Below are 24,742 nucleotides of genomic sequence, written 5' to 3'. Positions count from 1 at the left end.
TCACGGCTCGCCCGCGATGCGCCGCCCCGTCGTGAAGGACGTCCGGCGTGCGCGGGTGGGGCGTTCCGGCAGGGGCGCCGGGGGGCGGCGCAGTGAGGTGCGGGGGGAGCTGGTGGTGGCCGCGTGCGTGGTCAGGGCGGTGATGTGGTCGGTGAAGTCGGGGTCGGGCAGGGGCAGGTCGAGGTCGTCGTCGACGTAGCTGAGGGCGGCGGGGATGTAGTCGAGGACGGCGTGGACCAGGTCGGGCACCGGCAGGGGGCCGGTGCGCAGGGCCCGCAGGATGCGCAGGGTGGTGGTCAGGTCGACGTCCCCGGCCCTCGCGCGATGGGCGCTGAGGGTGTCGGTCTGGATGTGCCACCAGTCGGCCTCGGGGTGTTCACCGAGGGCGCGGTGGTGCAGACCGAGGCAGAAGGTCGCGGCCGCGTCCCCCGCACCGGCCGCGTACTGCCACCAGAACCGGGCGGACTCGGGGCGCCCGGCCAGATGGAGCATGCAGCCCAGGACGCGGGCGCCGGCCGGTTCCGGCAGGGCGCGGGCGAAGAAGAGCTTGAGGTCGTCGAGTGCGTCGGGGTGGATGACGAACATCTCGCAGACGACGGTCAGGTCCTGGGCCGCGCTCACCTCGTCCAGCGGCGGCCCCGGCTCGGACAGGAGCGCCCGCCAGGCGGCAAGCCGGGAGCGTCCCGGCCGGGACGCGAGGGCGGTCGACGACGCGCCGACACGGGCGAGGAGGCGCTGCTCGGCGGCCTCGACGTCCGTCTCGGTGCAGGGCCGGTGGGACAGGCGGGCACGGGCGAGCACTTGGTCAATGGGCGATGTCATCAGCGTGTCCCTCCTCGGTGGACCGGGCCGCCAGGCCGAGGGTGTGGCGCAGATGGCGCTTGGCGTGGCGGGCGGTGGAGCGGACGGCGGCGGCGGTGATGCCGAGGTGGTCGCCGACCTGGGCGGGGGTCAGGCCGTGCAGATGGAGCAGGAGCATGACGTCCATCTGGCGCGGCGGGAGCTGGCGTACGGCGTGGAAGAGGGCAAGACTCTCCTCCAGCTGGCCGATCGGGTCGGAGGTGCGGGCCAGGGCCACCGTGTCGAAGGCGGCCTCCTCCAGCAGCGCCGGGCGCCGGCTGCGGGCGCGGGCCAGGTCGAGGGTGCGGCTGCGCAGCACGCTCCAGGCGTACGCGGCGGGATTCTCCTTGGACAGGACGGCCGTCCAGATCATCAGGAGCTGTTCGAAGGCGGCGTCGACGGCTTCCTCGGCGTCCGCGCGGTGGTTGAGGACGGTCTGCGCCCAGCGCAGATAGACGGGCCGGTGCATGTGGTGGAAGGCGCTGAAGTCCACCGGCAGTTGCTGGTTCGTCATCGTGGGTCTGCCCGGCGCGCGGTGCGGGAGGTCCTGGCTCACCGGTCTCCCTCGCCGTCCGTGCGCAGCAACTCGCTCACGCCGGTGCGGACGCCGGCGGCGGCCGCCCGTCGCAGTAACAGCGCCGCGTCGCGGCCGAACACCCGCATCGCGAGTACTGCCAGGACCACATCGCCTGCCCGATCGATCGTCACGAGACCTTCGGCTCCTTCCTGGTGCACGACGGGGCCCGCCCGTCCCGCCCCCCGACGGCCCCGGAAGGCACCGGTGCGGGGCCTTCGAACAGATGACGCCCGGCGGTGCCGGAATGTGCAACCGCGGATCCCGGAAAGGTCGCCGGGCACTTGCGTTCCCCGGGCGAACGTGCGTTTGCAGTGTCGTGCCCCCGGCCCAACTCCCCTGATGACGCACGCCGGTTACCCTCGGTAGAGACGCCTTGACCTGCCGCTGAGGAGATCGGCACCGGGGACGGGCGCGAAGTTGCGCAAACCGACAGCAACGCAACGGGCGGGGCACGTGTGACGCAAGACACACACCATGCGAGGCAACCGATCGCGCCGTGCACCGTCGGGACGCGAGGGCCGACGGACTATCGTGCACCTGCCCACAGCAGGAACGATCTTTACCGGAGACGTTTCCCCCAAGGCTTGTTCACGAAGTCTTCTTCGTCGAGGAGTGAGAGACATCAGACGCATATGTTCCGCCGCGTTGCTCACGGGGTCCCTCCTGGCCGCACTGCTCGTCCCGTCCCCGGCCGCCGTCGCGGACCCGGCGCCGATACCCACCACGGGCGCGATCTTCAACGACCCGCAGGGCACCGCGGCGGAGCAGAACGCGATCAAGGACCACATCATCGGGGCGATCGACAACACCCAGAGCGGGCGCACGCTGCGCGCCGCCATGTACGCGCTGACCGACACCGGCTACAGCGACGCGCTCCGGCGCGCCCACGACCGGGGCGTCCAGGTGCGGGTCGTCCTGGACCACTCGTACTCCACCTCCGCGGCGGCCACCCAGCTGGCCACGGCCCTCGGCACGGACATGACCCAGCCGTCCTGGCTGCACGTGTGCCCCGAGGACCGCGCCTGCATCGCGGACACGACGCTCGACCCGAGCAAGAACCACATCAACCACAACAAGTTCTTCCTCTTCTCCCGGGTGGGCGACGCCGGCGTCGCCGAGGACGTGGTGATCCAGACGTCCGCCAACCAGACCGCGGCGAACACCTCCCGCTTCTGGAACAACGCCTACACCTCGGTGGGCAACACCGACCTCTACACCGCGTACACGGCGTACTTCAACGACCTCGCGGCGGAGAAGCGCAGCACCGACTACTACCGGCAGGGCGCCACGTCCGGGGGCGAGAAGTACTACTTCTTCCCGCAAGCGACCGGTGACCTCATGGTCGACGTACTGAACAACGTCTCCTGCACCGGCAACACGACGGTCGGCTCCGCCTCCCACAAGACGGTCGTACGCGTCGCCGCCTACGCCTTCACCCGCGCCGAGGTGGCGAACAGGCTGAGGCAGCTGGCCGACCAGGACTGCTGGATCGAGGTCGTCTACAACGACACGAGCCGGCTCGCGACCCTCGCCGGCCACCCGCGAATCAGGCCGTACCGGCTGCACCTCGACAACGGTACCGCCGACACCGAGGCGGACGACCTGTTCGTCCACTCCAAGTACCTGCTGGTGGAGGGGAACTACGCGGGGCACCCGGACACCAAGTGGACGTTCACCGGCTCCCACAACCTCGACCTCTCCTCGCTCAGGGAGAACGACGAGGCACTGCTGCGCGTCGAGGGCGCCGCGACCCACGACGCCTACCGGAACAACTTCCTCGCGATGCGCTCCAAGGCGGTGCCGACCGGCTGACCCCGGTTCGACGAGCGGCCTGTGACAAACGGCGGTTCCCGACATGTCGGGCTTGCTGGTGCGCCGGGCGGAGCCCGGGCCGTGAACGGCGCACCACCGCTCCCGCCACGGGAACACCCATGCGACACTGACGCCGTTCCGATCACGGCAGCACCGAGGCGTGCATGAAGGAGCGGCGTCGTTGAGCGTCACCATTGAAGGACAGATAGACATCGCGGGACCGGTGGGCAAGCTGCTGCACCGTCGCCCGCTCAAGAACAGCACCGTGATGCAGTCGTTCCACACCGACCCGGTGTCGGGCGACATCTTCGTGCTCCAGCTGATGCAGGGCGGCCTGACCCTCAGCGGTGAGTCCGCGCCGGTCGACTACGACACCCGCAACCGCAACGGCGACATGTGTGTGACGCGCCTCAACCGGGCGGGCGCGATCACCGGATACATGTATCTGCGCGGCTTCGGCCACGGCGTCAACCTCGGCGTCGAGAACCGCAACGGCACCATCCGGCTGTGGACCGAGACGGCGTCGCAGCCCAACAGCAGGAACGAGGGCTTCGGCACCTCCATCACCAACTTCGACTTCCGCTCGGGCTCGGTGCTCGACCACGGCTCCTCGCTCCACGCGAAGCCGTACCGCCCCACGCCGACCGCGCTCTTCACCACCCCCACCATCGACCGCAGCTCCAACGAGCTCGTGATCCGGTTCTACTCCGACGGTGCCACGCACTTCGAGCGCTACGACCTGGCCAAGGCCTCGGCGGGTGTCTTCGAGCCGCTCCAGCGCATCGAGCTGCCCACGGACCTGGGCGTGTTCCAGGGGTACGCGTCGCACCGGGGCGTGGTGTACATGCTCAGCGGCGAGTCCAGCACGGCCACCCGCAACCCTCCGCCGGGCAACACCCACATCACCGTGCTGGAGTGGGCCACCGGCAAGGTGCTGGACCGGCAGTTCATCACCGCCGCGCCGGGCCTGGAATGGCGCGAGCCCGAGGGCATGCACGTGGACACCCGTAACGGTGTGACCAACCTGCACTTCGGTTTCGCCTGTGAGGACCCGGGGCCGCGCACCTGCACGCTTCTGACGATCCCCGACACCGCCGAGGTCGACGGCGTCAAGGTGATGACCGACTGGATGCCGATCCCCCTCGCCTCGGGTGTCACCGCCGACGTGAACCCGCCCCGGGGCCGGCTCATCAGCGTCGCCGGAACCACGACCTTGCAGCTCAGCGGCGGCGTCAAGGGTACCTTCGACGGCGACGCCGTCCTCGGCACGCTGCCCGACGCACTGACGCCCAGCGTGGCGGCCCGCTGCAACGTCCCGCGCAACAACAACGGCGGCTACTGCGTCGCCCGGGTCGAGGCCGGCACCGACGGCGCGCTGCGCCTGTTCGGCGGGCGGGACACCAACGCCATCACCTGGGTCCAGCTCGACAGCTTCAGCGCCGTCTGGCGCTGACCGCGCCCGCAGTCCGCTCCGTCATCTCGCACCCGGCCTCGTCAAGGAGACCAGCCACCATGTCCTACAACCGCCGCAGCATCCTCGGTGCCGCCTTCGCCGTGCCCGCCGCCGTCGCGGTCGCCAACCTCGCCGCCGCCTCCCCCGCGGCCGCCGCCGGTGTGGAGGCCGGCGACTGGGCCGACCTGGTCCTGGAGCCCGGTGTCACCGCGCAGACCGGCGCGACCCCGCAGGTCCGCCTCGTCACCATCGCGGGCACCCAGTTCCTCCAGGCCCGCGGCATCATCAACGGCAACTTCGCCGCCGACACCAAGGTGGCCACCCTGCCCGCCGCCATGGCCAGGCCCACCTCGTACGTCCGCGCCACCGCGCCGCGCAACAACAGCGCGGGCATCAACTCCTGCCGCTTCGAGGTGAACACCGCCGGTTCGGTGACCATCTTCGGCGGCAACTCCGGCAACCCCATCACCTGGGTCCAGTTCGACTCGGTCCAGACGATCTGGCGCTGACGCCCGTACGCGCCCGGGGACCGCGTCCCCGGGCGCTCCCGCCGGGCTCCGGCCCGCGCGGGCGAAGTGGGACAGACCCTTTCACAGGGCGGGCACCGGCTGGGGCGGGGGCGGGCCCACATAGCGCGCCGCCGGGCGGATGATCTTCGAGTCCTCCGCCTGTTCCAGGATGTTGGCGCTCCAGCCAACGACCCGGGCCGCGCAGAACGTAGGGGTGAACATCTCGCGCGGCACCCCGCACAGCTCCATGACCACGCCCGCGTAGAACTCCACGTTGGTGTGCAGCTCCCGGCCGGGCTTCAGTTCGGCGAGGATCGCCTCGACGTGCTTCTCCACCTCGACGGCGAAGGCGACCAGCGGGCCCCCGATGCCCTCGGCGACAGCGCGCAGCATCCGCGAGCGCGGGTCCTCGGTGCGGTAGACCGGGTGGCCGAAGCCCATGATCCGCTCGCCCGCGAGGACGCGCTCGCGCACCCAGGCGTCGATGCGCTCCGGTGAGCCGATGGCGTCGAGCGTGTCCAGGGCGCGGCTGGGGGCGCCGCCGTGGAGCGGGCCGGAGAGCGCCCCGACCGCGGCGACCAGGGACGCCGCCATGTCCGCGCCGGTGGAGGCGACCACGCGCGCGGTGAACGTCGAGGCGTTGAAGCCGTGGTCGACGGTGGAGATGAGGTACCGCTCGATCGCCCGGACACGGTCGGGCGCGGGCTGTGAACCCGTCATCATGTAGAGGTAGTTGGCGGCGTAACTCAGGTCCTCGCGCGGCTCGACGGGGTCGAGGCCACGGCCGAGCCGGTACAGCGCGGTCAGCAGGGTCGGGACGGCGGCGCAGGCGGCGAGCGCGTCCTCGCGGCGCCGGCCGGCGTCGAGGTCGTAGACCGCGCGGAAGCCCTGTGCGGCGCCGAGCAGCGAGAGCGCGGTGCGCAGGCCGGCGAGCGGTCCGGAGGCCGCGCCGGCCGCCGCGATACCGGGCAGCGCCTCGCTCACCTCCCGGGGCAGCCGGCGCAGCGCGGCGGTGCGGGCGGTGAACTCCGCGCGGGCGGCGGCGTCGGGCAGTTCGCCGTGGAACATCAGGTGCCAGACGTCCTCGAAGCCCCGGCTCTGCGCGAGTTCGACGGCCGAGTACTGGCGGTAGTGGTAGAAGCCCTCGCGCCCGCGGACGTCTCCGAGCGCGGTGTCCGTGACGACGACACCCGCGAGCCCGCGGGGTACAGCCGTGGTGGTCGACATGTCTCTTCCTCCTTCAATGTTGATTCGACTGTCTAGGATTGACGAGATGGCTGTCAATATTGACTGAATCAACATTGATCGAACTTGGATACGGTGACCCCATGACGGATCAGTCGCGACTCACCACCCGCGAGGCGGCCGAACGCCTCGGCGTGAAGCCGGAGACGGTGTACGCGTACGTCAGCCGAGGCCAGCTCAGCAGCGAGCGGGCGCCCGGCGGACGGGGCTCCACCTTCGACGCCAAGGAGGTGGACGCACTCGCCCGGCGCAGCGCCCGCCGCGAACCCGCCGTGCGCGGCGGCGAGGTGGCCTTCCGTACCGAACTGACACTCATCGACAAGGACCGCTACTACTTCCGCGGGGTCGACGCGGTCGAACTGGCCGGGGCTCATGGCTTCGAGGAGGTCGCGGAGTGGGTGTGGACCGGCACGCTGCCGCGCGGCGCCCGGTTCACCGCGCCCCGGCCGTTCCTCGACGCGGCACGTCTCGCGGTCGGCGCGCTGCCCGCGCACAGCGGCGCCATGGACCGGCTGCGGGCCGCCGCCGTCGCCGTCTCGGCCGCCGATCCGCTCCGCTTCGACCTGGAGCCCGCGGCGGTACTCGGCTGCGCCCGGACGCTGATCCCCACCCTGGTCGGAGCGCTGCCCACGGCGGGCAAACGGCACCGCGGCGCCGAACGGCTCGCCGGGCAGCTGTGGCACCGCCTGACCCCCAGGCTCCCCGACGAGGCGTCGGTCAACGTACTGGACACGGCGCTCGCCCTGTTGATCGACCATGATCTGGCCGCGTCCACGCTCGCCGCCCGGGTGGCGGCCTCGGCGCGCGCCCATCCGTACGCGGTCGTCTCGGCCGGGCTCGGCGCGCTCGACGGGCCCCTGCACGGGGCCGCCAGCGGGCTCGCCCACCAGATGCTCACCGAGGTCCTGGAGCGCGGTGGCGCGGCTCCCGTGGTCGCCGCGCAGCTGCGCTCGGGCCGCCGGGTACCGGGCCTGGGTCACCGGCTCTATCCGGGCGAGGACCCTCGTGCCCGGGCCCTGTTCACGCTGCTCGCGGAGCTTCCGCAGGCCGAGGAGGCGCTGGCCGCCGCCCAGGACGTGATCGCCACGACGGCCCGGCACACCGAGCTGCACGCCAACGTCGATCTCGCGCTCGCCGTCTTCACTGTGGCGTGCGGTATGCCCGCCGAGGCGGGCGAGACGGTGTTCGCGGTGGCCCGTACGGCGGGCTGGATCGCCCACGCCCTGGAGGAGTACGGGGAACACCCCCTGCGCCTGCGTCCCAGTGCCCACTACACGGGCCCCCGCCCGCCACAGCCTCTGCCGTGACGGGCGGGAGCGGCCTGCGCGGGCCGCGCGGCCGGTGTCAGCCGTCGGGCCGGTGTCAGCCGTCGATGCGGTGCTGGGTCCAGAACGACGTCAGGTCCGTGGTGGTGGCGGCCTGGGCCGCCGCCTTGAACTCGGCGGTCGTCGAGACGCCGTACCAGTGCGCGGTGGCGTAGTCCTTCAGGAGCTTGGCCATCGCGGTGTCACCGAGGACGCGCCGCAGGTCGTGCAGGGCGCACTTGCCGTAGCCGTAGACGACGGTGGAGTAGCGCGAGGAGTGGGCGTCCCAGTAGGCCATCGAGTTGGTGATCTTCTCGGCGGACGACGCCCAGGAGACACTGCTCCAGCAGCCGCTGCCCGTCTTGTTCAGCGCCAGGTCGGTGGCGTAGTCGGTGAAGGACTCGTCCAGCCAGGGGCTGGTGTACTCGTCGTCGCCGACGATGCCGTAGAACCACTGGTGGCCGATCTCGTGGGTGAGCGCGGTGGTGCTGACCAGGTCCAGGACGAACCCGGGGTACTCCATGCCGCCGAACCAGTAGTTGTTGTCGATCACCGCGTCCAGCTCGCCGTACGGATACGCGCCGAAGCGGGCCGCGTGGGCGTCCACGGCGCTCTTGGCGGTGCTCAGCATCGACTGGGCGTCGGTGGAGCTGATGCCCGAGACGGAGTAGATGTTGATCGCGGTTCCGCCGGGCGAGGTGCCGGAGATCTTGCTGAACGGCCCCGCCGCCCAGGCGAAGTCGCGGACCTTGGAGGCGGTGGCGGTGGTGACCGTACGGCCGCTGGAGCCGGGGGTGTCGACCGAGGTGCCGGTGGCGGGCACCAGCAGTGAGGTGGGGTGGTCGAGGGTCACCTTGAAGTCGGCGGCCAGGGAGTAGAACGACTCGCCGTTGTTGGTGTACGGGTCCAGGTGCCAGCCGGCCCCGTCCCTCACGGCGAGCACCGGCAGCGCGTTGCCGATGTTGTTGAACGCCCCGTCGTGGCCGAAGCGGTCGGCGCCACTGGGGACGGTGATGCCCAGGTCGAAGCCGATCGTGGCGCTCTGGCCCTGGGCGAGCGGGGTGGGCAGGGTTATCGGCAGGGCGGTGCAGCCCACCGAGAGGGAGCCCGCGGTGCCGCCGGTGACGTTGGTGACCGTGATCGGCATGGCGGAGCAGGTGCCGTGGTAGTTGTCCCACAGCCTCAGATACACCTCGCTGAGCGCGGTGGCGGAGGCGTTGGTGAAGGTCGCGCTCTCGTGGCCGGTCCAGACCGTGCCGCTGGTGTTGCTGCTGAGGCTGACGGTGTACGCGGGCGAGGCCGGCGTACGGGTGGAGTCACCGGGCGGAGTGGTGCCGCCGGAGGTGCTGAGGGCGACGTCGTCGACGACGAAGCTCGTCTGGAGGCTGGAGTCCTCGGTGCCGGTGAAGGCGACGTCGACGGTCTGGCCCGCGAAGGACGACACGTCGAGGGACTTCTGGACGTAACCGGTGTTCTTGTTCAGGTTCGAGTACGTCGCGAGGGCCGTACTGCCGATCTTCGCCGTCAGCTTGTCGTACTGGGTGGAGGAGGTCGTCTCGGCGGTGTCGATGTGGAGCCAGAAGGTGAGCGTGGCGGTGGCGCAGCCCGAGGGGATCGTGACGCTCTGGGAGAGGGTGTCGGTGTGGGTGGCGCCGACGCCGTTCAGCCATGCGAAGGAGGCGCCGCCGTGGGCGCTCTGGCCGGCGCGGTTGGTGATCACACCGGTCTGCGACTGGCTCCACGGCGAAGTGCCGCTCTCGAAGCCGCCGTTGGCGACCACCTGGGCCGGGGTGCACACGGCGGCGGCCCGGGGCGCGTGCCGCGGTGCGGTTGCCGCGGCGGTGCCCGCGAGCGAGAAGGCGGCCAGCGCGACGGACAGCGCGCTCGCCGCGAGGGCATGGTGGGGGGTGGGTCTCACACGTGACTCCTTGGACGCGGCCGGGGTTCCGGCATGCTCGATGGCCGCCCGCCGGCCTGGGTACGCCGGAGGCGGCCGCGGACTGCGCACATCGCTCGCGCGATGGCTGCGGTGAGATTTCCTTACGCGCCCGCCCGGGGCGGTCCGGGCCGACGGCTGCCGGAAAGCCTGGCAGATTTGACCTGGGCATGCCATCAGGGATGGGTAAAACTGTTGCCCGGATGTCGTTGCGCATCCCTCAACGGCCCCGGGAAGCGAACCGCGTGACCGCGGCCCGCCCCGTCCTCGCGGCACCCCCGGCACCGATGTTCGCGGGGCGCCTAGTTCTGGCCAAAAGACGGGAAATTACTTGATCGCGCCATCGTGATGAAGTCCTAATGGCGGGCGGGGGGTCCTTTCGTGGTGACGAAGAAAGCAGCCGCAGAGCCGAAGAGCAGGTCAGCGGTGCCACGGCCGCTCCGCCGGGCGGTTCGCCGGCCGGGGCCCGCGTCCGGGCGCCGGTTCTCCCTCCGCCACGGACGGACCGGCGAGGACAGGACACCCCCCATCACCCCCAGGCGCTCCGTCGCGTCGGCGCGACCGGTGGGCGGAGCGTCCCCCTGCACACAGTACGGAGTGAGATGTCCGAAGACACGGCCACCCTCAGCGGTGCCGTCACCTATCTGGAACTCCTGGCCATGCGGGCCTCCCGCGGCGCCTTCAGCCAACCGGTGCTCCACGCGCGGCGGGGAGGCGCTCCCCCGCACGTCGTGGACGACCTCGAACGGGCCGAGCAACTGGCCCTCGGGGTCGAGCAGCAGATGGCGGACCTGGAGCGGCGCAAGAACGAACTCGCCCTGCTCATGGACACCACCCGCGCCCTGGCCGAGCAGGGCGACCTCGACTCGCTGCTCACCACCCTCGTACGCCGCACCCGGTTGCTCCTGCACGTGGACATGGCCTGGGTGCTGCTCCTCGACAGCGAGGACGGCTCCTGCGTCCGCGCGGCCGACGGGGCGATCGCCGTGCTCGGCGGAGTCGCCCGCGTCCCCGTCCGGCACGGAATGAACGCCATCGACGCGGTCGGGCAGTCGCCCGTGTGGACGGCCGACTGCCACCGGGGCGACACCATCCCGCGCTCCGAACACATCGAGGCGGTCGTCCTCGAAGAGGGGCTGACGGCGCTGCTCGCGGTGCCGCTGCGCAGCGAGGGCAAGGTGATCGGCGTGCTCTTCGGCGGCGACCGGGTGGCCCGCTCGTACACCGCGGACGAGGTGGCGACGCTGTCGACCGTCGCCACCTACGCCGTCGCCGCCGTGCGGTCGGTCCAGGCCCTGGAGCGCGCCCGAGGCCGCGCCGCCGACCTCGGCGCCGAGGTCGACCGGCTGCGCGCCCGGGAGAAGGCGCGGCGGCAGACCGCGCAGGACGGCGGACGGCTCGTCGAACTCGCCCTCGGCGGAGCCGACGTGAAGGCGTTCACGGTCACGGCGGGCCAGGTCCTGGGCGGTTCGGTCTGGCTGCGCGACGAGAACGACGACACCATGGCGCGCGAGAAGGGCCGGTGGGAGGACGAGCAGGAGCTGGCCGCCGCCACCTTCACCGCCCGCGCCGAGCAGCGCGTCGTCCAGCTGGACGACGGCACCCTGGTCGCGCCCCTGCGGGCCGGTGAGGAGGACAGGGGCGCGTTCGTCCTGCGCTGCCGGGCGGGCCGTACACCCGACGCCGACCTGGTGCGGTACGCGGTCCAGGCGGCGGCGATCCTGGTCACGCTCAACCGCGGCGCCGAGTCCGCCGACCGCAAGTTCCGCGACGAGGCGCTGGACCGGCTGCTCGACGGTGTTCCCTTCAGCCGCCGCTGCCAGCGCCGGCTCAAGGGGCTCGGCCTCGATCTGAGCCGCCGGCACGCCGTGATCGTCACCCGGTTCCCGGCCGGCGAGGGGCACGCCCTGTCGACCTGGACCTCGACCTTCGTCTGGCTCCGCGGGGGCGCCAGAACGGTCCGCAACGGCCATCTGGTGATCCTGCTGCCGCACGCGGACGCCCGCGAGGCCGCCAACGACGTGAAGCAGCGCCTGGCCAAGACCCTGGGGCGGCCGGTGGCGGTCGGCGCGGCCTCGGCCTGCGGCGGTCCGGAGGAGCTGCTCGCCGCATACCAGGAGGCCGCCGCCTGTCTGGACGTCCTGACGATCCTCGGCAAGGAGGACGCCGACACCCCGGCGATGGCGGACGAACTCGGCTTCGTCGGCATGCTGCTGGGCGGCAGCCGGGACATCGGCGGGTTCATCGAGCAGACGCTCGGACCGATCCTCACCTACGACGAGCGGCGCTCCACCAATCTCGCGGCGACCCTGGAGGCGTACTTCGCGGCGGGCGCCAGTCCGACGTACGCGGCCGAGGCGCTGCGGGTGCACACCAACACGGTGGCCCGGCGCCTGGAGCGCGTCTCACAGCTCCTGGGCCCCGAGTGGCAGCAGCCGGGCCCGGCCCTGGAGATCCAGCTGGCACTGCGCCTGTCCAAGGTCAGCGCGTCCCTGCGGGGCCGCGCGGAGGCCGGGCAGGGGGCGCGCTGACCCACCGCACCGAGCGCCCGCCCCGGTGGATGCGCCGGGGCGGGCCCGGGGTCAGACGGGGGCGTGCGCCACCAGGAAGTCGTCGACCACGCGCTCCACGTACGCGGCGGTGACCTGGCGCCCGGCCAGCAGCCGGCGGTACATCAGCGGGCCCGCGAGCTGGTCGACGGCCAGATCCGGGTCGAGGTCCGCGGCCAGTTCGCCGCGGGCCTTCGCGGCGTCGAGGACGGTACGGAAGACGCGCGAGCCCTCGCGGTAGAGCGCCTCCTTGAGCTGGGCGAAGACCGGGTCGACCCCGGCGCGTTCGATGACGGCGCGCAGCCCCCGGTCGCTCACCGGGTCGTGCAGCAGCCGTCGCAGCCCGTCGAGTTCGCGGATCAGGTCCTCGCGCAGGACGCCGGTCGGCGGAGTGTGCGCGGTGGAGATCCGCTCGGCGATGACGTCCCGGACCAGACCCGAGGCGTCGGGCCAGTGGCGGTAGAGGGTCGTACGGCCCACGCCGCTGCGGGCGGCGACGGCGACATGGGTCACCGCCGACCAGCCCTGCTCGATGAGGAGATCGCGGGCGGCGGCCAGCGCGGCGGCGCGGCTGCGCTCGGCCCGTGGATCGGGCCCGCGGCCCGGCGCGCCGGAGGTGGGGCTCGGCTCGGTGGGGGCGGACATCCGGCTCCGTCCTGTCGTCGTGGTGGGACGAGTGTAGGGCGCGCGGTCGGGTATCGCGGTGGCGTACGCGCAGGTCACGTGCGCCGGTGCGGCGGCCCGGCCCGCCGCCGGAGCCCTCCCGGGGCCCGCTGCCGACAGTCTGCACCGATCCGGACTGTGGGACAACTTGCCCCACATCTCGGTGTGGGGCATGCTGTTCCACAGGTACGGGACACCGTGCACCGTCGAGTGCCCACCCGGCGTCGCCCCCGCCGCCGCGCAGACCGCGGCGCGGTCCGACCCCGCATGCGAGAGGACTTCTGTCATGACCGCCACCGAGGGCCGCACTCAGCCCGACCTGACGCTGATGTACGCGACCCACGACGCCTTCCGGCGTGACCTGGCCCTGCTCGGCGCCACCGCCCGGGACAACGGCACCGCCCCCGGCTCCGCGTTCCGGACCGGGTGGGAGACCTTCCGGACGTTCCTGACGATCCACCACACCGCCGAGGACAAGGTGCTGTGGCCCCTGATGCGCGCCAAGCTCGCCGACAGCCCGGCCCAGCTGAGGATGCTCGACGAGATGGACGCCGAGCACGAGGGGCTCGACCCGCTCATCGAGGCCGTCGAGGACGTGCTGGCCCAGGGGCGGCAGGAGCGGCTGCCCGCGCTGGTCTCCCAGGTGGGCGACAAGCTGGTCCACCACCTCGACCACGAGGAGCGAGCGGCCCTGCCCCTCGTCCTGGAGGTGCTCAGCGCCCAGGAGTACGACACCTTCGGCGCGGAGCAGCGACGGATGCTGGGGGTCAAGGGCGGCGCCCTGTACTTCCCCTGGGTGCTCGACGGCGCCTCCGAGGAGACGCGGCGCACCGCGCTCGCGGTGGTGCCGCCGCCCGTGCGCCTCCTCTTCAAGGCCGTCTGGCGTCCGCGCTACGAGAAGCGCACCCGGGCCTTCTCGCGGGCCGCGGCCTGACCTGGCGGCCCGCCCGCGCGCGGGGAGCACGACGGTGCCCGGCGTCCCCCAGGTGGACGCCGGGCACCGTGATGTGACGAGCGGGGCCGGTTCGGGCCGACCCCGGATCAGACGAAGTCGGCCCGGTGCGCCTCGGCCCAGTCCCGGAAGCCGCGCGCGGGCCGGCCCAGCACGTCGCGCACATCCGGGAAGAGCCGCCCGCGGAAGTCGTCGCCCGACTCCAGGGCCTTGCGCAGCGCCGCCACCACGCCGTCCGCGGTCGCCTCCCCGTACAGCCCCGCCATGATCGCGCGGTGCTCCTCGATCGGTATCCGCTCGAAGCGAAGCTCCCGGCCGATCACCGAGCCGAGGACCGCGACCTGCTGACGGGCCGTCAGTGCCTCGGGACCGGTGAGCGCGTAGACGCGGCCCTCGTGGCCCGGCTCGGTCAGCGCGCGCACCGCCACGTCCGCGATGTCCTCCGGGTCGACCAGCGCCTCGGGCAGATCGGCGACGGGGCTGCGCACCACACCGTCCCCGCGCGCCGCCTCCGCCCAGCCCAGGGCGTGCGACATGAAGCCGTTGGGCCGCAGGACCGTCCAGGCGAGGCCCGACTCCATGAGCGCCTTCTCGGCCTGGCGGTGCCACAGGCCCAGCGGGGTGTCGTTCTCCTCCTCCACCTCCGCGACCCCGAGCGTGGACAACTGCACGACGCGCTCCACCCCCGCCTTGCGCGCGACGGCCACCAGGTTGGCGTCGTGGGTGCGCTTGTTGTGGCCGAGCGACATGAGGAAGACCTCGCGTACGCCGTCGAGCGCGTCCGGCAGGGTGTCGGGCAGGCCCATGTCGGCGCCCACCACCTCGACACCGGCGGGCAGCTGGGCACGGGCGGGGTCGCGGGTCAGGGCCCGTACGGAACGGCCCGCCGCGTGCAGGCGCGCCAGCACCTTGCCGCCGACGTTGCCGGTCGCCCCGGTCACCAGGATGGTCATGGTCGCAGTCTCCGTTTCAGCAGGTGGGACGGGATGTGGTCAGTGGGTGGGCAGCGGTGTGGTCAGTCGTTCGGGCGGTCCAGGACCGTCCGCAGGGCGGCCTCCAGGCCGTCCGTGGCCGAGTCGTCCGCGGCGCGCCAGGCGATGAAGCGGTCGGGCCGCACCAGGGCCGCGCCCGAGGACGTCACGCCGTAGCTCTTCTCCCAGCCGCTCGCCCGGTGGACGGCGAGGTCGATGCCGAGCCGGCCGGCGGCGCTCTTGGCCGCGGCCTCCCACCCCGTGGCGTCGGCCCCGGCGAGCAGGACGAAGGAGCGGCCGAACAGGGCGGTGGTGGAGCCGCCCCCGTCGAGCGGCACATACGGCGCCCGCGAGCCGGGGCGGCCGGTGGGGGCCGTGGGGTCCTCCAGGAGTTCGCCCTCGTCGCCGGACTCCAGGACCACGGCGCCCTGGGCGCAGCGGTAGCCGAAGACCTGGATCACCGGGTCGATGGGCGCGGCCGCCGTACCGTCGTCGAGGTCGGGGCCCAGGCGCTCGACCGTGTTGGCGAACTGCTGCTCCGCGATCATGTCGGAGACCGGCCTGCGCTCCGCGTCGTGGCTGGCGAGCAGCCCGGGACCGGCCTGGCCGCGGACGGTCATGGCCAGCTTCCACGCGAGGTAGAACCCGTCCATGATGGCCGTGTTTCCGCCGAGGCCGCCCGGCGCGGGCACCACCTTGGCCGCGTCGCCCACCAGGTGCACCCGCCCCGCGGTGAACCGGTCCGCGACCTCGCTGACGATCTCGGTGCGGCCAGAACCGGCCACCGTCAGCTCCAGCCCCGGCATGCCCAGACCGGTGCGGACGAGGGCGGCGCACTGCTCCTCGGTGTAGCCGCTGAAATCGGGCTGGTCCCTGGTCATGCCGTGGATGTAGCCGTACCGGCCCGGGATGTCCGTGGTGTAGAAGACGCCCGGCACCGGGTGCAGAAGGTGGAACAGGGCGAACCTGCGGCCCTCGGTCACCCCGCCCGCGAGCCCCGCCAGGGGGCCGCTCATGTCCGCGTCGAAGAAGACCCGGAAGACCTCCCCCAGACGGCCCCGCCCGTGGACGCCGATGCCCAGCGCCCGGCGGGCCGGGCTCTTGCGGCCGTCCGCCGCGACCATCTGCCGGGCACGTACGGTGCGTTCGGCGCCGGTGGCCACGTCGCGCAGGAGGGCCGTCACCCCGTCGGCGTCCTGGGTGAAGGAGACCAGCTCGGTGCCGAAGGCGAGTTCGGCGCCGAGCTCGCGGGCCCGCTCGGCGAGGATGACCTCGGTGAGCTCCTGGCTGGCCATGGCCCAGTCCTCGGGCGAGACATGGCCCATGCTCATCTCGCCCTGCGTCATGATGCCCCGCAGCACCGGGCCGGAGAGGGTCTCGGCGAGCGCCATGTAGAAGTCGCCGGTGCCGCCCGGCGAGGCGGCGGTGATCCGGTCGGCCACCCCGCCGATGCGCAGCGCCTCCATGGTGTGCGGGTACTGCCCGCGCGCCTTCATCACGACGGAGGTGCCAGGGTGTTTCTCGACCAGCAGCGGCCGGACGCCGTGCAGACCGAGGAAGAGCGCGGTGGACAGGCCTGACAGACCTCCGCCGGCGATGAGGACGGGCACGGATGCCTCGGACACGGGCACTCCCGGGTTCGGTGGACAAGACGGTGCCTCCAGCATCGGCAGCCGGGGCGGTGACCGGATCGGGGCGTGATGCCGAGGGGCTGGGGGCCCGGTCGTGGCCGTGCGGCGCCGTCGTGCCACCAACGAACCACCAACCAGGCATCAGCGGCGCGGCGGAGATTGGAGAACGCCCCCGGGGCCACCACCGGTGGCCGGGTGCCACCGTTCGTCCTAACGAGGAGTCTTCGTGGTCGTCTTCGTCAACAAGCTGACGCTCATCGGCAAGCCCGAGGAGCTGGAGCGGATCTACGCGCACGTCGCCGAGTTCATGGAGGAGCAGCCCGGTCTGATCCGCTACCAGCTGATCCGCTCCCAGAAGGACCCGGGCGTCTACTTCAACGTGGCGGAGTGGGACAGCAAGGAGTCCTTCGACACGGCGCTGGCCGAGCCCGAGTTCCGGGCCCGCCTCAAGGCGCTCGGCACCGTCATCAAGGGCGAGCCGCACCTGAGCGACGTCGTGGTCGAAGGCGTGGCCCGTGAGGCCGGAGCCACCCGGTGACCCCCGATGTCGCGGCGGTGATGGCGAACGCCGGCACCCATGTGCCCGCCGTCTCGGCGGACACCTACGCCCAGATCCTCCAGTTCTACGCCCGCCATATGCAGTTGCTCGACGCGGGTGAGGCGGAGGAGTGGGCCGAGGGGTTCACCGAGGACGGGGTGTTCGCGCAGAACGTCAAACCCGAGCCGTGGAAGGGCCGTCTCCACATCGCCACCTCGATGCGGCGCGGCGTCGACCGGCTCGCGGGGCGCGACGTCCAGCGCCGCCACTGGTTCTCCATGGTGGTCGCCACCCCCGAGAGCGCGCGGGCGGGAGACGAGGAGGCGGTCCGCACCCACTACTACGCGGTGGTCTTCGAGACCCCGCGCGGCGGCAAGGCCTCGGTGTATCTGAGCACCACCGGCGAGGACGTGCTGGTCAGGCGGGCCGGGCGGTGGATGATCAAGCACCGCGACATCGCCCACGACGGGGCCTGAACCGGTGGCGCCCCCACCGCCGCGGACCGCCGACGGCCGTCTCTACGCCGAGATCCAGCGGTTCTACGCCCGCCAGGTGCGCCTCCTCGGCGAGGGCGACGTGGAGCGCTGGGCGCTCACCTTCACCGAGGACGCCGTCTTCGAGCAGGAGGCCCCGGCGGACAAGGTATTCGCCGGGAACGCGCCGCCCGTACGCACCGGGCGCCCCGCGATCGCCGCGGCGGCCCGGGGGGCCGTGGGCGAGCGCCGGGCGGACGGGCGGGTGCGGCGGTATCTGATCGGGATGCTGACCGTGCGCCCGGCACCGGACGGCGTCGTGCACACCCGTTACGACGCGGTGCTCGTCCAGACACCGCGCGGCGGGCGCTGCGAGCTCCATCTGAGCACCACCGGGCGGGACGAGCTGGTCCGTCACGACGACGGCTGGCTCGTCCGGCACCGGGTCAACTCCCATGACAGCGTCGCCGGTTCGCACACCGGCTCCGAGCAGGAGGAACACCATGGCCGATCTGACCGTTGAGCGGGTGAAGGCCGCCTACGCGGCCCTCATGACCGGCGACCGCGCCAAGATCACCGAATACTGGTCCGAGGACCTGCGCTTCCAGATGCCGGGCAACCACCAGTTCGCCGGCTGGTTCAACGGCCTGGACGACTACCTCCAGAAGATGGGCAAGCTGGGCGAGGCGTGCGGCGGCCGTATCGAGGCGGAGACGCAGCACATCCTGATCAACGAGGCGGAGGGCGTCTCCGTCGACATCTACCGCCTCGACGGTTACCGCGCCCACGCCGAGGAGGGCACCGTCTCTCCGTACGAGCGGCTCCAGGTCGAGGGCGTGCACATGCTGCGCTGGGAGAACGGCCGGATCGTCGAGGGCCGCAGCGCCCTGTTCGCCGACGGTGTCACGCGCGGCAACCTGTGGTGGTCGCCGGTGGGCACCGACGGAGAGCGCACGGAGCTGTGACCGGCACCGCCACGGGCCCGGACCAGGGCCTGGCCGGGCGGCGCGTCGTCGTCACCGGGGCCGGCACCGGCATCGGGCGGGCGGTGGCGCACGCCTTCGCCGACGAGGGCGCCCGGGTGCTGGTGGTGGGGCGCGGCGCCACCCGGCTCGCGGACACCGCGGCCGGGCGGCCCGGGATCCACCCGTTCGCCGCCGACATCTCGGCGCCGCAGGGGCCGCGCCTGGTCGTCGAGGCGGCCGTGCGCGAACTGGGCGGGCTCGACGTGCTGGTGAACAACGCGGTCACCATGCGCTCGGCCCCGCTCGGCGCCATCGAGGCGGACGACACCCACCGCCAGGTGGCCACCAACCTGCTCGCACCCCTCTTCCTCACCCAGGAGGCGCTGCCCCACCTGGAAGCGGCGAAGGGCACCGTCCTCAATGTCACCACCGCCGGCAACCAGCGGGGCTGGCCCGGCCATTCCGTCTACGGCGCCACGAAGGCGGCGCTGGACTTCCTCACCCGCACCTGGGCGCTCGAACTCGCGCCGCGCGGCATCCGGGTCGCCGCCGTGGCGCCCGGGCCCGTGGAGACCCCCATCGGCGAGCACGCCGGGCTCGACGCAGCCGGCGTGGAGCGGATGCGCGAGCGCCAGCGCGCCCGGGTTCCGCTCGGCCGGGTGGGGCAGCCCGAGGAGATCGCCTGGTGGCTGGTCCACCTCGCCCGCCCCGAGGCGTCCTTCGCCACCGGCCTGGTGCTGCCGGTGGACGGCGGCGCCGGAGTCGTGTTCTGACCGCACACCCCAACGTCACGGAGTAGCAATGGAATTCGGCATCAACTTCTTCCCCACCGTCGGCCCCGAAGAGAAGCCCGCCGACGTGTACTTCGACGAGGCCCTGCGGCTCGTGGAACTCGCCGAGGAGCTCGGCTACGACCACGTCAAGACCGTCGAGCACTACTTCTTCAAGTACGGCGGCTACAGCCCCGACCCGGTCACCTTCCTCGCGGCCGCGGCCGCCCGCACCAGCCGCATCAAGCTGGTGACCGGCGCCGTGATCCCCGCCTTCACCCACCCGCTGAAGCTGGCCGGCAAGCTCGCCATGCTGGACAACATCTCCAAGGGCCGCCTCCAGGTGGGCTTCGGCCGGGCCTTCCTGCCCGACGAGTTCGACGCCTTCGAGCTGGCCATGGACGAGAGCCGGCCGCGCTTCCTGGACGGCCTGCGGGCCTGCCAGAAGCTGTGGGCACAGGAGAACGTGGTCTGGGACAGCGAGTTCTACAAGTTCGGCCCGGTCACCCTGCTCCCGCGGCCCTACCAGCGCCCGCACCCCAGGATCCTGGTGGCCGCGGCCATCACCCCCTCCTCCTGCGAGCAGGCCGGCCACGACGGCCACGGGCTGCTGCTGGTGCCGTCCATCTCCAAGCGCGAGAAGGTGCAGGAGATGCTCACCCTGTACCGCAAGGCGTACGCGGAGGCGGGCCACGCGCCGGGCGGCGACGAGGTGCACCTGAGCTACGGCTGTTACCTCGCCGAGGACTCCGCCGAGGCCCGCGCCAAGGGCCGGGAGTACTCCCAGCGCACCAACGCCGTGATGGTCGACGCGGTCGCCGCGTGGGGCACCCGGCGCAGCGAGGGGTACGCCGGGTACGAGGCCATCGTCGACAAGATCAAGAAGTCGGACTTCGACAAGTCGGTGGCCGAGAACAAGACGCTGGTCGGCACCCCGGACGAGGTCACCGAGCGACTGCGTACCATCCGCGAGTGGTACGGCGACGTCACCATCAGCCTCCAGATGATCTCCGGTAACCCGCCCTACGAGGAGACGGCCCGCACCGCCCGTCTCTTCGCCGAGCACGTCATCCCCAACTTCCGCTAGAGGTAAGGCTCTTCGCACAGCGCGCGGCACGAGGAAGGGGCTCCCCCGAGTTCATCGGGGGAGCCCCTCTCGTCCGTCCGCGTCCGGACGGGTGGCGCGTCAGGCGCCGGTCACGGAGGCCACCAGGAGCGAGGCCACGCGCGCGGCGACCGCCGAGACGGTCAGCGCCGGCGGCACGGCGCCGGAGGAGCCGTGCAGCAGCGAGCTGTCGACGACGTACAGGTTGCGCGCGCCGCGCACACTGCCGTCGGCCTCGGTGGCCAGGCCCAGCGGCACACCGCCCACCACATTCCCGCCCGTGGTGCCGATGCGGTTGAAGGCGGTCCTGGTGCCGGGGGTGGCGGCGTTGAGCCGGTCCAGGGTGTGCTGGACCGCGTGGGTGGCCCGCACCGCGCGGGGGTCCTCCACGGGCCAGTTCAGGACGACGTCGTCCCGGGCGGCGTCGTGGCGGAAGGAACCGAGCGGTTCGGTCGGCGAGGCGCCGATCGTGGTGATCCACCCCTCGTCGCAGGGGGCGTCCACCCAGGGGAAGTTGAGCAGGGTCACGGGGGCGTGGGGGTTGTCCTGCCAGTCCTTGACGATGACCGAGCACGGGCCGCCCTGCGCCGGGTTGTTGGGCGCCATGCCCGTCCGGGCGGTGATGACCTCACTGTTGCCGACCCGGGTGCCCACCGAGGCGTCGAGCCCCGGCAGCCACCCCTCGGCCTTCGCGCGCAGCAGCAGCCGGGTCGTGCCCAGCGTGCCCGCCGCCAGGACCAGATGGGTGGTGCGCACCTCGTGCCGGGCCACCGGCACACCCCGCTCGTCCAGTTCGTCGTAGCTCACCAGATGGCCGTCGCCGTGCGGACGGATGCCGGTGACCACGCTCAGCGGACGCACCTCGGCATGGCCGGTCGCCTCGGCGCGGGCCAGCACGGTGCGGTCCATGCTGCGCTGGGCGCCGCTGTTCACCCCGAAGACGTTGAGCCCGGCGATGTGCGAGGCGGCGCGGCGCCCGGCCATCTCCTCGCGGATCACGTCCCAGTCGACGGCCAGGTCGACCAGGTCGTAGGGGATGCCCGCGCGCTCCAGCTGGTCCATGAAGTCGCGCGAGGAGCGGTAGAAGTCCGAGTCCAGGACGTCCTTGGGTATCGGGGAGCAGCCGATCAGCTCCCGGGCCTGGGGATACCAGACGTCGTGCATCTCGCGCTGGTCGAGGAAGTCCCCGAAGGCCCGGCGGAAGAGCTCGGGCGAGGGTTCGGCCATGGTGCCGTTGCTGAGCAGTGAGGCACCGCCGACGCCGGCCGCGGCGATCATCGTCAGGCCTTCGCCCTCCAGGGATTCCAGGACGCCGGGGTAGATGTCGAGCGTCTTGTCGGTGAGCGGGGACTTCGGGCTCAGCCAGGACGCGCGGCCGTCCGGCCGGTGCTGGGTGGCGAAGGTGTCGCCGTCGGCGCCGACCTGCCAGCGGCGGCCGCGCTCCAGCACGATCGTGGCGACCCCGGCCTCGGCGAGCCGCAGGGCCGCGATCGATCCGGCGTAACCGCTGCCGACGACCAGGGCGTCGGTGCGGTGCTGATGGGTTTCCATGGGACGGCCTCTCTCAACGGGTCGGAAGATGTGCGGGGTGGGTGGGACATGTGCGGGGGTCAGGTCAGCGGGCGCAGGGTGCGGGCCAGCAGGTTGGCGGCGTTGCGGGCGAGCGGGACGTCCGCCTCGGCGGCGACCAGGCCGTGCTCGACCAGGAGCCGGCCGACCCGGGAGGCGATCAGGGCGAATCGGAGACCCGCGAACACCTCGTACCAGTCCATGTGCGCCGCGACGGACCGCCCCGCCAGCTCCTCGTAGCGCCGGATCGTCTCCGCGCGGCCGGGCAGCCCCGGCAGCCGGGGTGCGCCGACGCCCTCGCTGAGGTGCCGGTCGAGGTAGAGGTACCAGCCGAGGTCGGCCTCGCCGGGGCCCAGGAAGGTCATCTCCCAGTCCAGTACGGCCACGGGGGTCACCCCGGAGAACATCAGGTTGCCCAGACGCGCGTCGCCCCACAGCAGGCTCGGCGGCTCCGCCTCGGGCGGCAGCCCGTCCCGCAGCAGTGCCAGCGCCTCCCGGACCGGGGCGCTGTCCGCGCCGCCGAAGTGGTCCATATGGGCCTCGTAATAGTCGAGTTGGGCGCCGAGTCCGTACGGCCCGTGCACCGAGCGGCGCAGGTCGTCCAGGCCGAGGGCCGCCACGTCGAGGCGGTGGACGCGGTGCAGTGCCTCCACCCCGCCCCACCACACCGCCGCGCGGCCGGCCTCGTCGAGCGCGGCCACAGGGCCGCCGTCGCGGTGGTACGAGGGCAGGTCCGGCGGGACCCAGCCCTCGACACGGTCCATGGCGTAGAAGGGCGCGCCGAGCAGTCCGGGGTCGGCCTCGAAGCCGAGGACGCCCGGCACCGGCACATCGGTGCCGCCCAGCGCGCGCAGGACGCGGTACTCCTCCTCCAGCCGGGAGCCCGGCATCACCCGGTAGCGGGTGGGCGCCACCCGGACGACCAGGCGGCGGTGGCGCTCGGCGCCCGCCGGGCCCCACTTGGTGTCCACCAGCAGCGTCTCGTGGGAGAAGCCGAGGCCCTCGGGCACCTCGACGCGGACCTGGAGGTCCGGCGCCTGCGGCAGCCGCTCGGCGAGCCAGGTCGTCAGCTGTTTTCGGGTGAGTTCCGGATCACGTTGCTGGGGCACGGGCATGGCCGGCTCCTCCATCCATATACGGGTGTCCCCCATCGTCGAGGGGGCCGATGGGGACCGGATGGAGGATCACGGCGCGGCCGGACCCGGCCCGACGCGGTCATCGGCGGCGCTGCATCGGTCTGAGACCGGTTCCCCAACCGAGGCCGCCAGCATGGCCGGTGACCGCAGAACACCGTTTGGGGAGGTCGACATGTCCTGGGCACCGCCTGTGGGCGCGTTCGTGGAGCCGCAGCTGTTCCGGCACATACTCGGCCACGTTCCGAGTCCCGTCACCGTGGTCACCGCCGCGACGGCGGCCGGGCCCGCCGGTCTCGTGGTGGGGTCGTTCGTGTCGGTGTCGCTGGAACCACCGCTCGTGGGGATCTTCATCGACGAGAAGTCCGTGAGCTGGCCGCCGATGAGCGAGGCGGGTTCCTTCACCGTCAACATCCTCGCCCACGACCAGCAGGAGCTGTGCGCCCGCTTCGCCAAGAGTGGCGGATCCGGTGACACCTCGGGCAAGTTCGCCGGTCTGACGTGGTGGGAGTCGCCACACGGCAACCCGGTACTGCCCGGCACCACCGCTTGGCTGGACTGCCTGGTGCGCCAGGTACAGCGGCTCGGCGACCACTTCTTCGCCGTCGCCGAGGTGGTGGGCCTGGGGGTGGACGCGGCGCGCCCGCCGCTGGTCTTCCACCGCGGAGCCCTGCACACCGTCGCCCCCTCGGGCGAGGTCACCCCGTAGCGGCCGTACGTGTGCGACGCCGCCCCGCCGGTCGGACCGGCGGGGCGGCGTCGCACACGTACGCTCAGGCCAGACAGGCCGGCACGTCACCGCCGTTGAGGCGGGCCATCTCGCCCATCACCGGCGCCGAGCGGATCTGGGTGTCCAGCGGACGGCCGAGCGCCTCGGAGTAGGCGCGGTGCAGATTGGCCACCAGCCGCTCCGGGTCACGCAGCCGCGCGTACTCGCCCAGCGGAGTGTCGCGGGCCGTCTCGAACGGGGTGAGTCCCGCGTCGATCCCCTGGGCGGCGGTCTTCTGGAGCCACCGCAGATACGCCTCGGCCTCGTCCAGCGCCTCGGACCCGGCCACCGGCCCGTGTCCGCCCACGACGGTACGGGGGCCCAGCGCCCGCAGCCGCGCGATCGCCTCCAGGGAGCCCACGACCGAGCCCGCCAGCAGGAACGGTGTGCAGCCCGGCATCAGGACGTCGCCCGCGAACAGCACCCGGTGCTCCGGCACCCACACCACCACGTCGTTGCCGGAGTGCGCCGGACCCACGTACATCAGCTCGACGGCCAGCTCGTCCACATACACCGTCAGCCGGTCCTCGAACGTCACGGTCGGCAGGGAGCGGGCGAGGTCACCGAGGTCGCCCCAGGGCGTGGCGGGCCAGACGTGTTTGAGGCCCTCGCCCTTCTCGGCCATCTCGGCGCGGGTCAGGGTGTGGGCGACGACGGTGGCGTACGGGGCGGCGACGGCGTTGCCGAAGGTGTGGTCGCCGTGGTGGTGGGTGTTCAGGACGGTCCGCGGCTCGGCACCGCCGCGTTCGAGGGCGGCGGCGCGCAGGGCGCGGGCCCTGGCCTCGGTGGCCGCGGTGTCCACGAGGGCCACCGAGTGGGGGCCGGCGAGGATCCCGGCATTGTTCAGGCACCAGCCCCCGTCGGGCTGGACGTACGCGAAGATCCGGTCGGCCACCTCCTCCACGCGGGGCGGCGGTACCCGGGAGGGGCGGCTGTCGTGGGGCGTCGTGGATGGCAGGCTCATGCCCTCCACGGTGG

At 72.5% G+C, this 24,742-nt stretch carries 24 protein-coding genes; 13 read left to right on the top strand and 11 right to left on the bottom strand.

Annotation, left to right across the window (positions count from 1 at the left end; all coding sequences use genetic code 11):
- The 3 genes from ACZ4MU_RS21620 to ACZ4MU_RS21610 are packed head-to-tail and all read right to left on the bottom strand — an operon-like array spanning position 1 to position 1,548.
- Positions 1–822, bottom strand: a complete 822-nt coding sequence (locus ACZ4MU_RS21620; RefSeq protein ID WP_467878966.1) for a hypothetical protein — start codon at positions 820–822, stop codon at positions 1–3.
- The gene (locus ACZ4MU_RS21615) at positions 806–1,396 is read right to left on the bottom strand and encodes a sigma-70 family RNA polymerase sigma factor (RefSeq protein ID WP_467878964.1); all 591 of its coding nucleotides are present in this window, start codon (positions 1,394–1,396) and stop codon (positions 806–808) included. Before ACZ4MU_RS21615 ends, ACZ4MU_RS21620 begins: the two co-directional genes overlap by 17 nt.
- Positions 1,393–1,548, bottom strand: coding sequence for a hypothetical protein (locus tag ACZ4MU_RS21610; RefSeq protein ID WP_467878961.1), 156 nt, complete (start codon positions 1,546–1,548; stop codon positions 1,393–1,395). The genes ACZ4MU_RS21615 and ACZ4MU_RS21610 overlap by 4 nt, the downstream gene beginning before the upstream one ends.
- Before the next feature lie 514 nt (positions 1,549–2,062).
- Between ACZ4MU_RS21610 and ACZ4MU_RS21605 the strand changes: the two genes are divergently transcribed.
- The 3 genes from ACZ4MU_RS21605 (at position 2,063) to ACZ4MU_RS21595 (ending at position 5,191) form a co-directional block, all read left to right on the top strand.
- Positions 2,063–3,229, top strand: a complete 1,167-nt coding sequence (locus ACZ4MU_RS21605) for a phospholipase D-like domain-containing protein (protein WP_467878958.1) — start codon at positions 2,063–2,065, stop codon at positions 3,227–3,229.
- 181 nt (positions 3,230–3,410) lie between these two features.
- Complete coding sequence (locus tag ACZ4MU_RS21600; RefSeq protein ID WP_467878956.1) at positions 3,411–4,682, top strand: phage baseplate protein; 1,272 nt, start codon at positions 3,411–3,413, stop codon at positions 4,680–4,682.
- Positions 4,683–4,741: 59 nt separating this feature from the next.
- On the top strand, positions 4,742–5,191 hold the full coding sequence (locus tag ACZ4MU_RS21595; RefSeq protein ID WP_467878954.1) for a hypothetical protein: 450 nt from the start codon (positions 4,742–4,744) through the stop codon (positions 5,189–5,191).
- A gap of 81 nt (positions 5,192–5,272) precedes the next feature.
- Here ACZ4MU_RS21595 and ACZ4MU_RS21590 read toward each other — a convergent pair whose 3' ends face one another.
- On the bottom strand, positions 5,273–6,418 hold the full coding sequence (locus ACZ4MU_RS21590; protein WP_467878952.1) for a citrate synthase: 1,146 nt from the start codon (positions 6,416–6,418) through the stop codon (positions 5,273–5,275).
- 101 nt (positions 6,419–6,519) lie between these two features.
- On the opposite strand from ACZ4MU_RS21590, the gene ACZ4MU_RS21585 reads away from it, so the two are divergent.
- On the top strand, positions 6,520–7,743 hold the full coding sequence (locus tag ACZ4MU_RS21585) for a citrate/2-methylcitrate synthase (RefSeq protein WP_467878950.1): 1,224 nt from the start codon (positions 6,520–6,522) through the stop codon (positions 7,741–7,743).
- A 55-nt stretch (positions 7,744–7,798) separates the two neighbouring features.
- On the opposite strand, the gene ACZ4MU_RS21580 is transcribed toward ACZ4MU_RS21585, so the two are convergent.
- Positions 7,799–9,658, bottom strand: a complete 1,860-nt coding sequence (locus ACZ4MU_RS21580; protein ID WP_467878948.1) for a M1 family metallopeptidase — start codon at positions 9,656–9,658, stop codon at positions 7,799–7,801.
- A 620-nt stretch (positions 9,659–10,278) separates the two neighbouring features.
- Between ACZ4MU_RS21580 and ACZ4MU_RS21575 the strand changes: the two genes are divergently transcribed.
- Entirely contained in the window at positions 10,279–12,207 is a 1,929-nt protein-coding gene (locus ACZ4MU_RS21575; RefSeq protein ID WP_467878946.1) for a helix-turn-helix domain-containing protein, read from the top strand.
- 51 nt (positions 12,208–12,258) lie between these two features.
- Here the strand turns inward: ACZ4MU_RS21575 and ACZ4MU_RS21570 are convergent, their stop codons facing one another.
- Entirely contained in the window at positions 12,259–12,870 is a 612-nt protein-coding gene (locus tag ACZ4MU_RS21570; protein ID WP_467878944.1) for a TetR/AcrR family transcriptional regulator, read from the bottom strand.
- Between the two features lie 304 nt (positions 12,871–13,174).
- On the opposite strand from ACZ4MU_RS21570, the gene ACZ4MU_RS21565 reads away from it, so the two are divergent.
- Positions 13,175–13,822 (top strand): hemerythrin domain-containing protein, encoded by a 648-nt coding sequence (locus ACZ4MU_RS21565; RefSeq protein ID WP_467878941.1) that lies wholly within the window; start codon positions 13,175–13,177, stop codon positions 13,820–13,822.
- A 107-nt stretch (positions 13,823–13,929) separates the two neighbouring features.
- Here the strand turns inward: ACZ4MU_RS21565 and ACZ4MU_RS21560 are convergent, their stop codons facing one another.
- Together ACZ4MU_RS21560 and ACZ4MU_RS21555 are read right to left on the bottom strand one after the other, a co-directional pair.
- On the bottom strand, positions 13,930–14,793 hold the full coding sequence (locus ACZ4MU_RS21560; protein ID WP_467878939.1) for an NAD(P)H-binding protein: 864 nt from the start codon (positions 14,791–14,793) through the stop codon (positions 13,930–13,932).
- Positions 14,794–14,855: 62 nt separating this feature from the next.
- On the bottom strand, positions 14,856–16,436 hold the full coding sequence (locus ACZ4MU_RS21555) for an FAD-dependent monooxygenase (RefSeq protein WP_467878937.1): 1,581 nt from the start codon (positions 16,434–16,436) through the stop codon (positions 14,856–14,858).
- A 232-nt stretch (positions 16,437–16,668) separates the two neighbouring features.
- On the opposite strand from ACZ4MU_RS21555, the gene ACZ4MU_RS21550 reads away from it, so the two are divergent.
- From ACZ4MU_RS21550 to ACZ4MU_RS21525, 6 genes are read left to right on the top strand one after another with little or no spacing between them, the layout of a single operon-like run.
- Positions 16,669–16,980 carry an antibiotic biosynthesis monooxygenase family protein gene (locus ACZ4MU_RS21550; RefSeq protein WP_467878934.1) on the top strand — a complete coding sequence of 104 codons (312 nt, stop codon included), beginning with the start codon at positions 16,669–16,671 and terminating at the stop codon, positions 16,978–16,980.
- Positions 16,977–17,456, top strand: coding sequence for a nuclear transport factor 2 family protein (locus ACZ4MU_RS21545; protein WP_467878932.1), 480 nt, complete (start codon positions 16,977–16,979; stop codon positions 17,454–17,456). The genes ACZ4MU_RS21550 and ACZ4MU_RS21545 overlap by 4 nt, the downstream gene beginning before the upstream one ends.
- Before the next feature lie 4 nt (positions 17,457–17,460).
- On the top strand, positions 17,461–17,976 hold the full coding sequence (locus ACZ4MU_RS21540; RefSeq protein WP_467878929.1) for a nuclear transport factor 2 family protein: 516 nt from the start codon (positions 17,461–17,463) through the stop codon (positions 17,974–17,976).
- The gene (locus ACZ4MU_RS21535) at positions 17,957–18,418 is read left to right on the top strand and encodes a nuclear transport factor 2 family protein (protein ID WP_467878927.1); all 462 of its coding nucleotides are present in this window, start codon (positions 17,957–17,959) and stop codon (positions 18,416–18,418) included. Before ACZ4MU_RS21540 ends, ACZ4MU_RS21535 begins: the two co-directional genes overlap by 20 nt.
- Positions 18,415–19,191, top strand: a complete 777-nt coding sequence (locus tag ACZ4MU_RS21530) for an SDR family NAD(P)-dependent oxidoreductase (protein WP_467878925.1) — start codon at positions 18,415–18,417, stop codon at positions 19,189–19,191. Before ACZ4MU_RS21535 ends, ACZ4MU_RS21530 begins: the two co-directional genes overlap by 4 nt.
- Positions 19,192–19,219: 28 nt before the next feature.
- Positions 19,220–20,275: an LLM class flavin-dependent oxidoreductase gene (locus ACZ4MU_RS21525; RefSeq protein WP_467878923.1), complete on the top strand. Its 1,056-nt coding sequence runs from the start codon at positions 19,220–19,222 to the stop codon at positions 20,273–20,275.
- A gap of 99 nt (positions 20,276–20,374) precedes the next feature.
- Here ACZ4MU_RS21525 and ACZ4MU_RS21520 read toward each other — a convergent pair whose 3' ends face one another.
- Both ACZ4MU_RS21520 and ACZ4MU_RS21515 read right to left on the bottom strand, forming a co-directional pair.
- Positions 20,375–21,844 carry an FAD-binding protein gene (locus tag ACZ4MU_RS21520; RefSeq protein ID WP_467878921.1) on the bottom strand — a complete coding sequence of 490 codons (1,470 nt, stop codon included), beginning with the start codon at positions 21,842–21,844 and terminating at the stop codon, positions 20,375–20,377.
- Between the two features lie 59 nt (positions 21,845–21,903).
- A complete protein-coding gene (locus tag ACZ4MU_RS21515) occupies positions 21,904–22,977 on the bottom strand; it encodes a phosphotransferase family protein (RefSeq protein WP_467878918.1) in 1,074 nt (357 codons plus the stop codon).
- Positions 22,978–23,170: 193 nt separating this feature from the next.
- Here ACZ4MU_RS21515 and ACZ4MU_RS21510 point away from each other — a divergent pair, with 193 nt between their 5' ends.
- A complete protein-coding gene (locus tag ACZ4MU_RS21510; protein ID WP_467878916.1) occupies positions 23,171–23,704 on the top strand; it encodes a flavin reductase family protein in 534 nt (177 codons plus the stop codon).
- A gap of 64 nt (positions 23,705–23,768) precedes the next feature.
- Here the strand turns inward: ACZ4MU_RS21510 and ACZ4MU_RS21505 are convergent, their stop codons facing one another.
- Positions 23,769–24,728 carry an MBL fold metallo-hydrolase gene (locus ACZ4MU_RS21505; RefSeq protein WP_467878914.1) on the bottom strand — a complete coding sequence of 320 codons (960 nt, stop codon included), beginning with the start codon at positions 24,726–24,728 and terminating at the stop codon, positions 23,769–23,771.
- Positions 24,729–24,742: the final 14 nt, after the last annotated feature.

This window comes from Streptomyces sp. NPDC026377 (assembly GCF_055567715.1).
The sequence above is the reverse complement of the archived record's forward strand: the minus strand, read 5'-3'. Positions and strand labels throughout refer to the sequence as shown.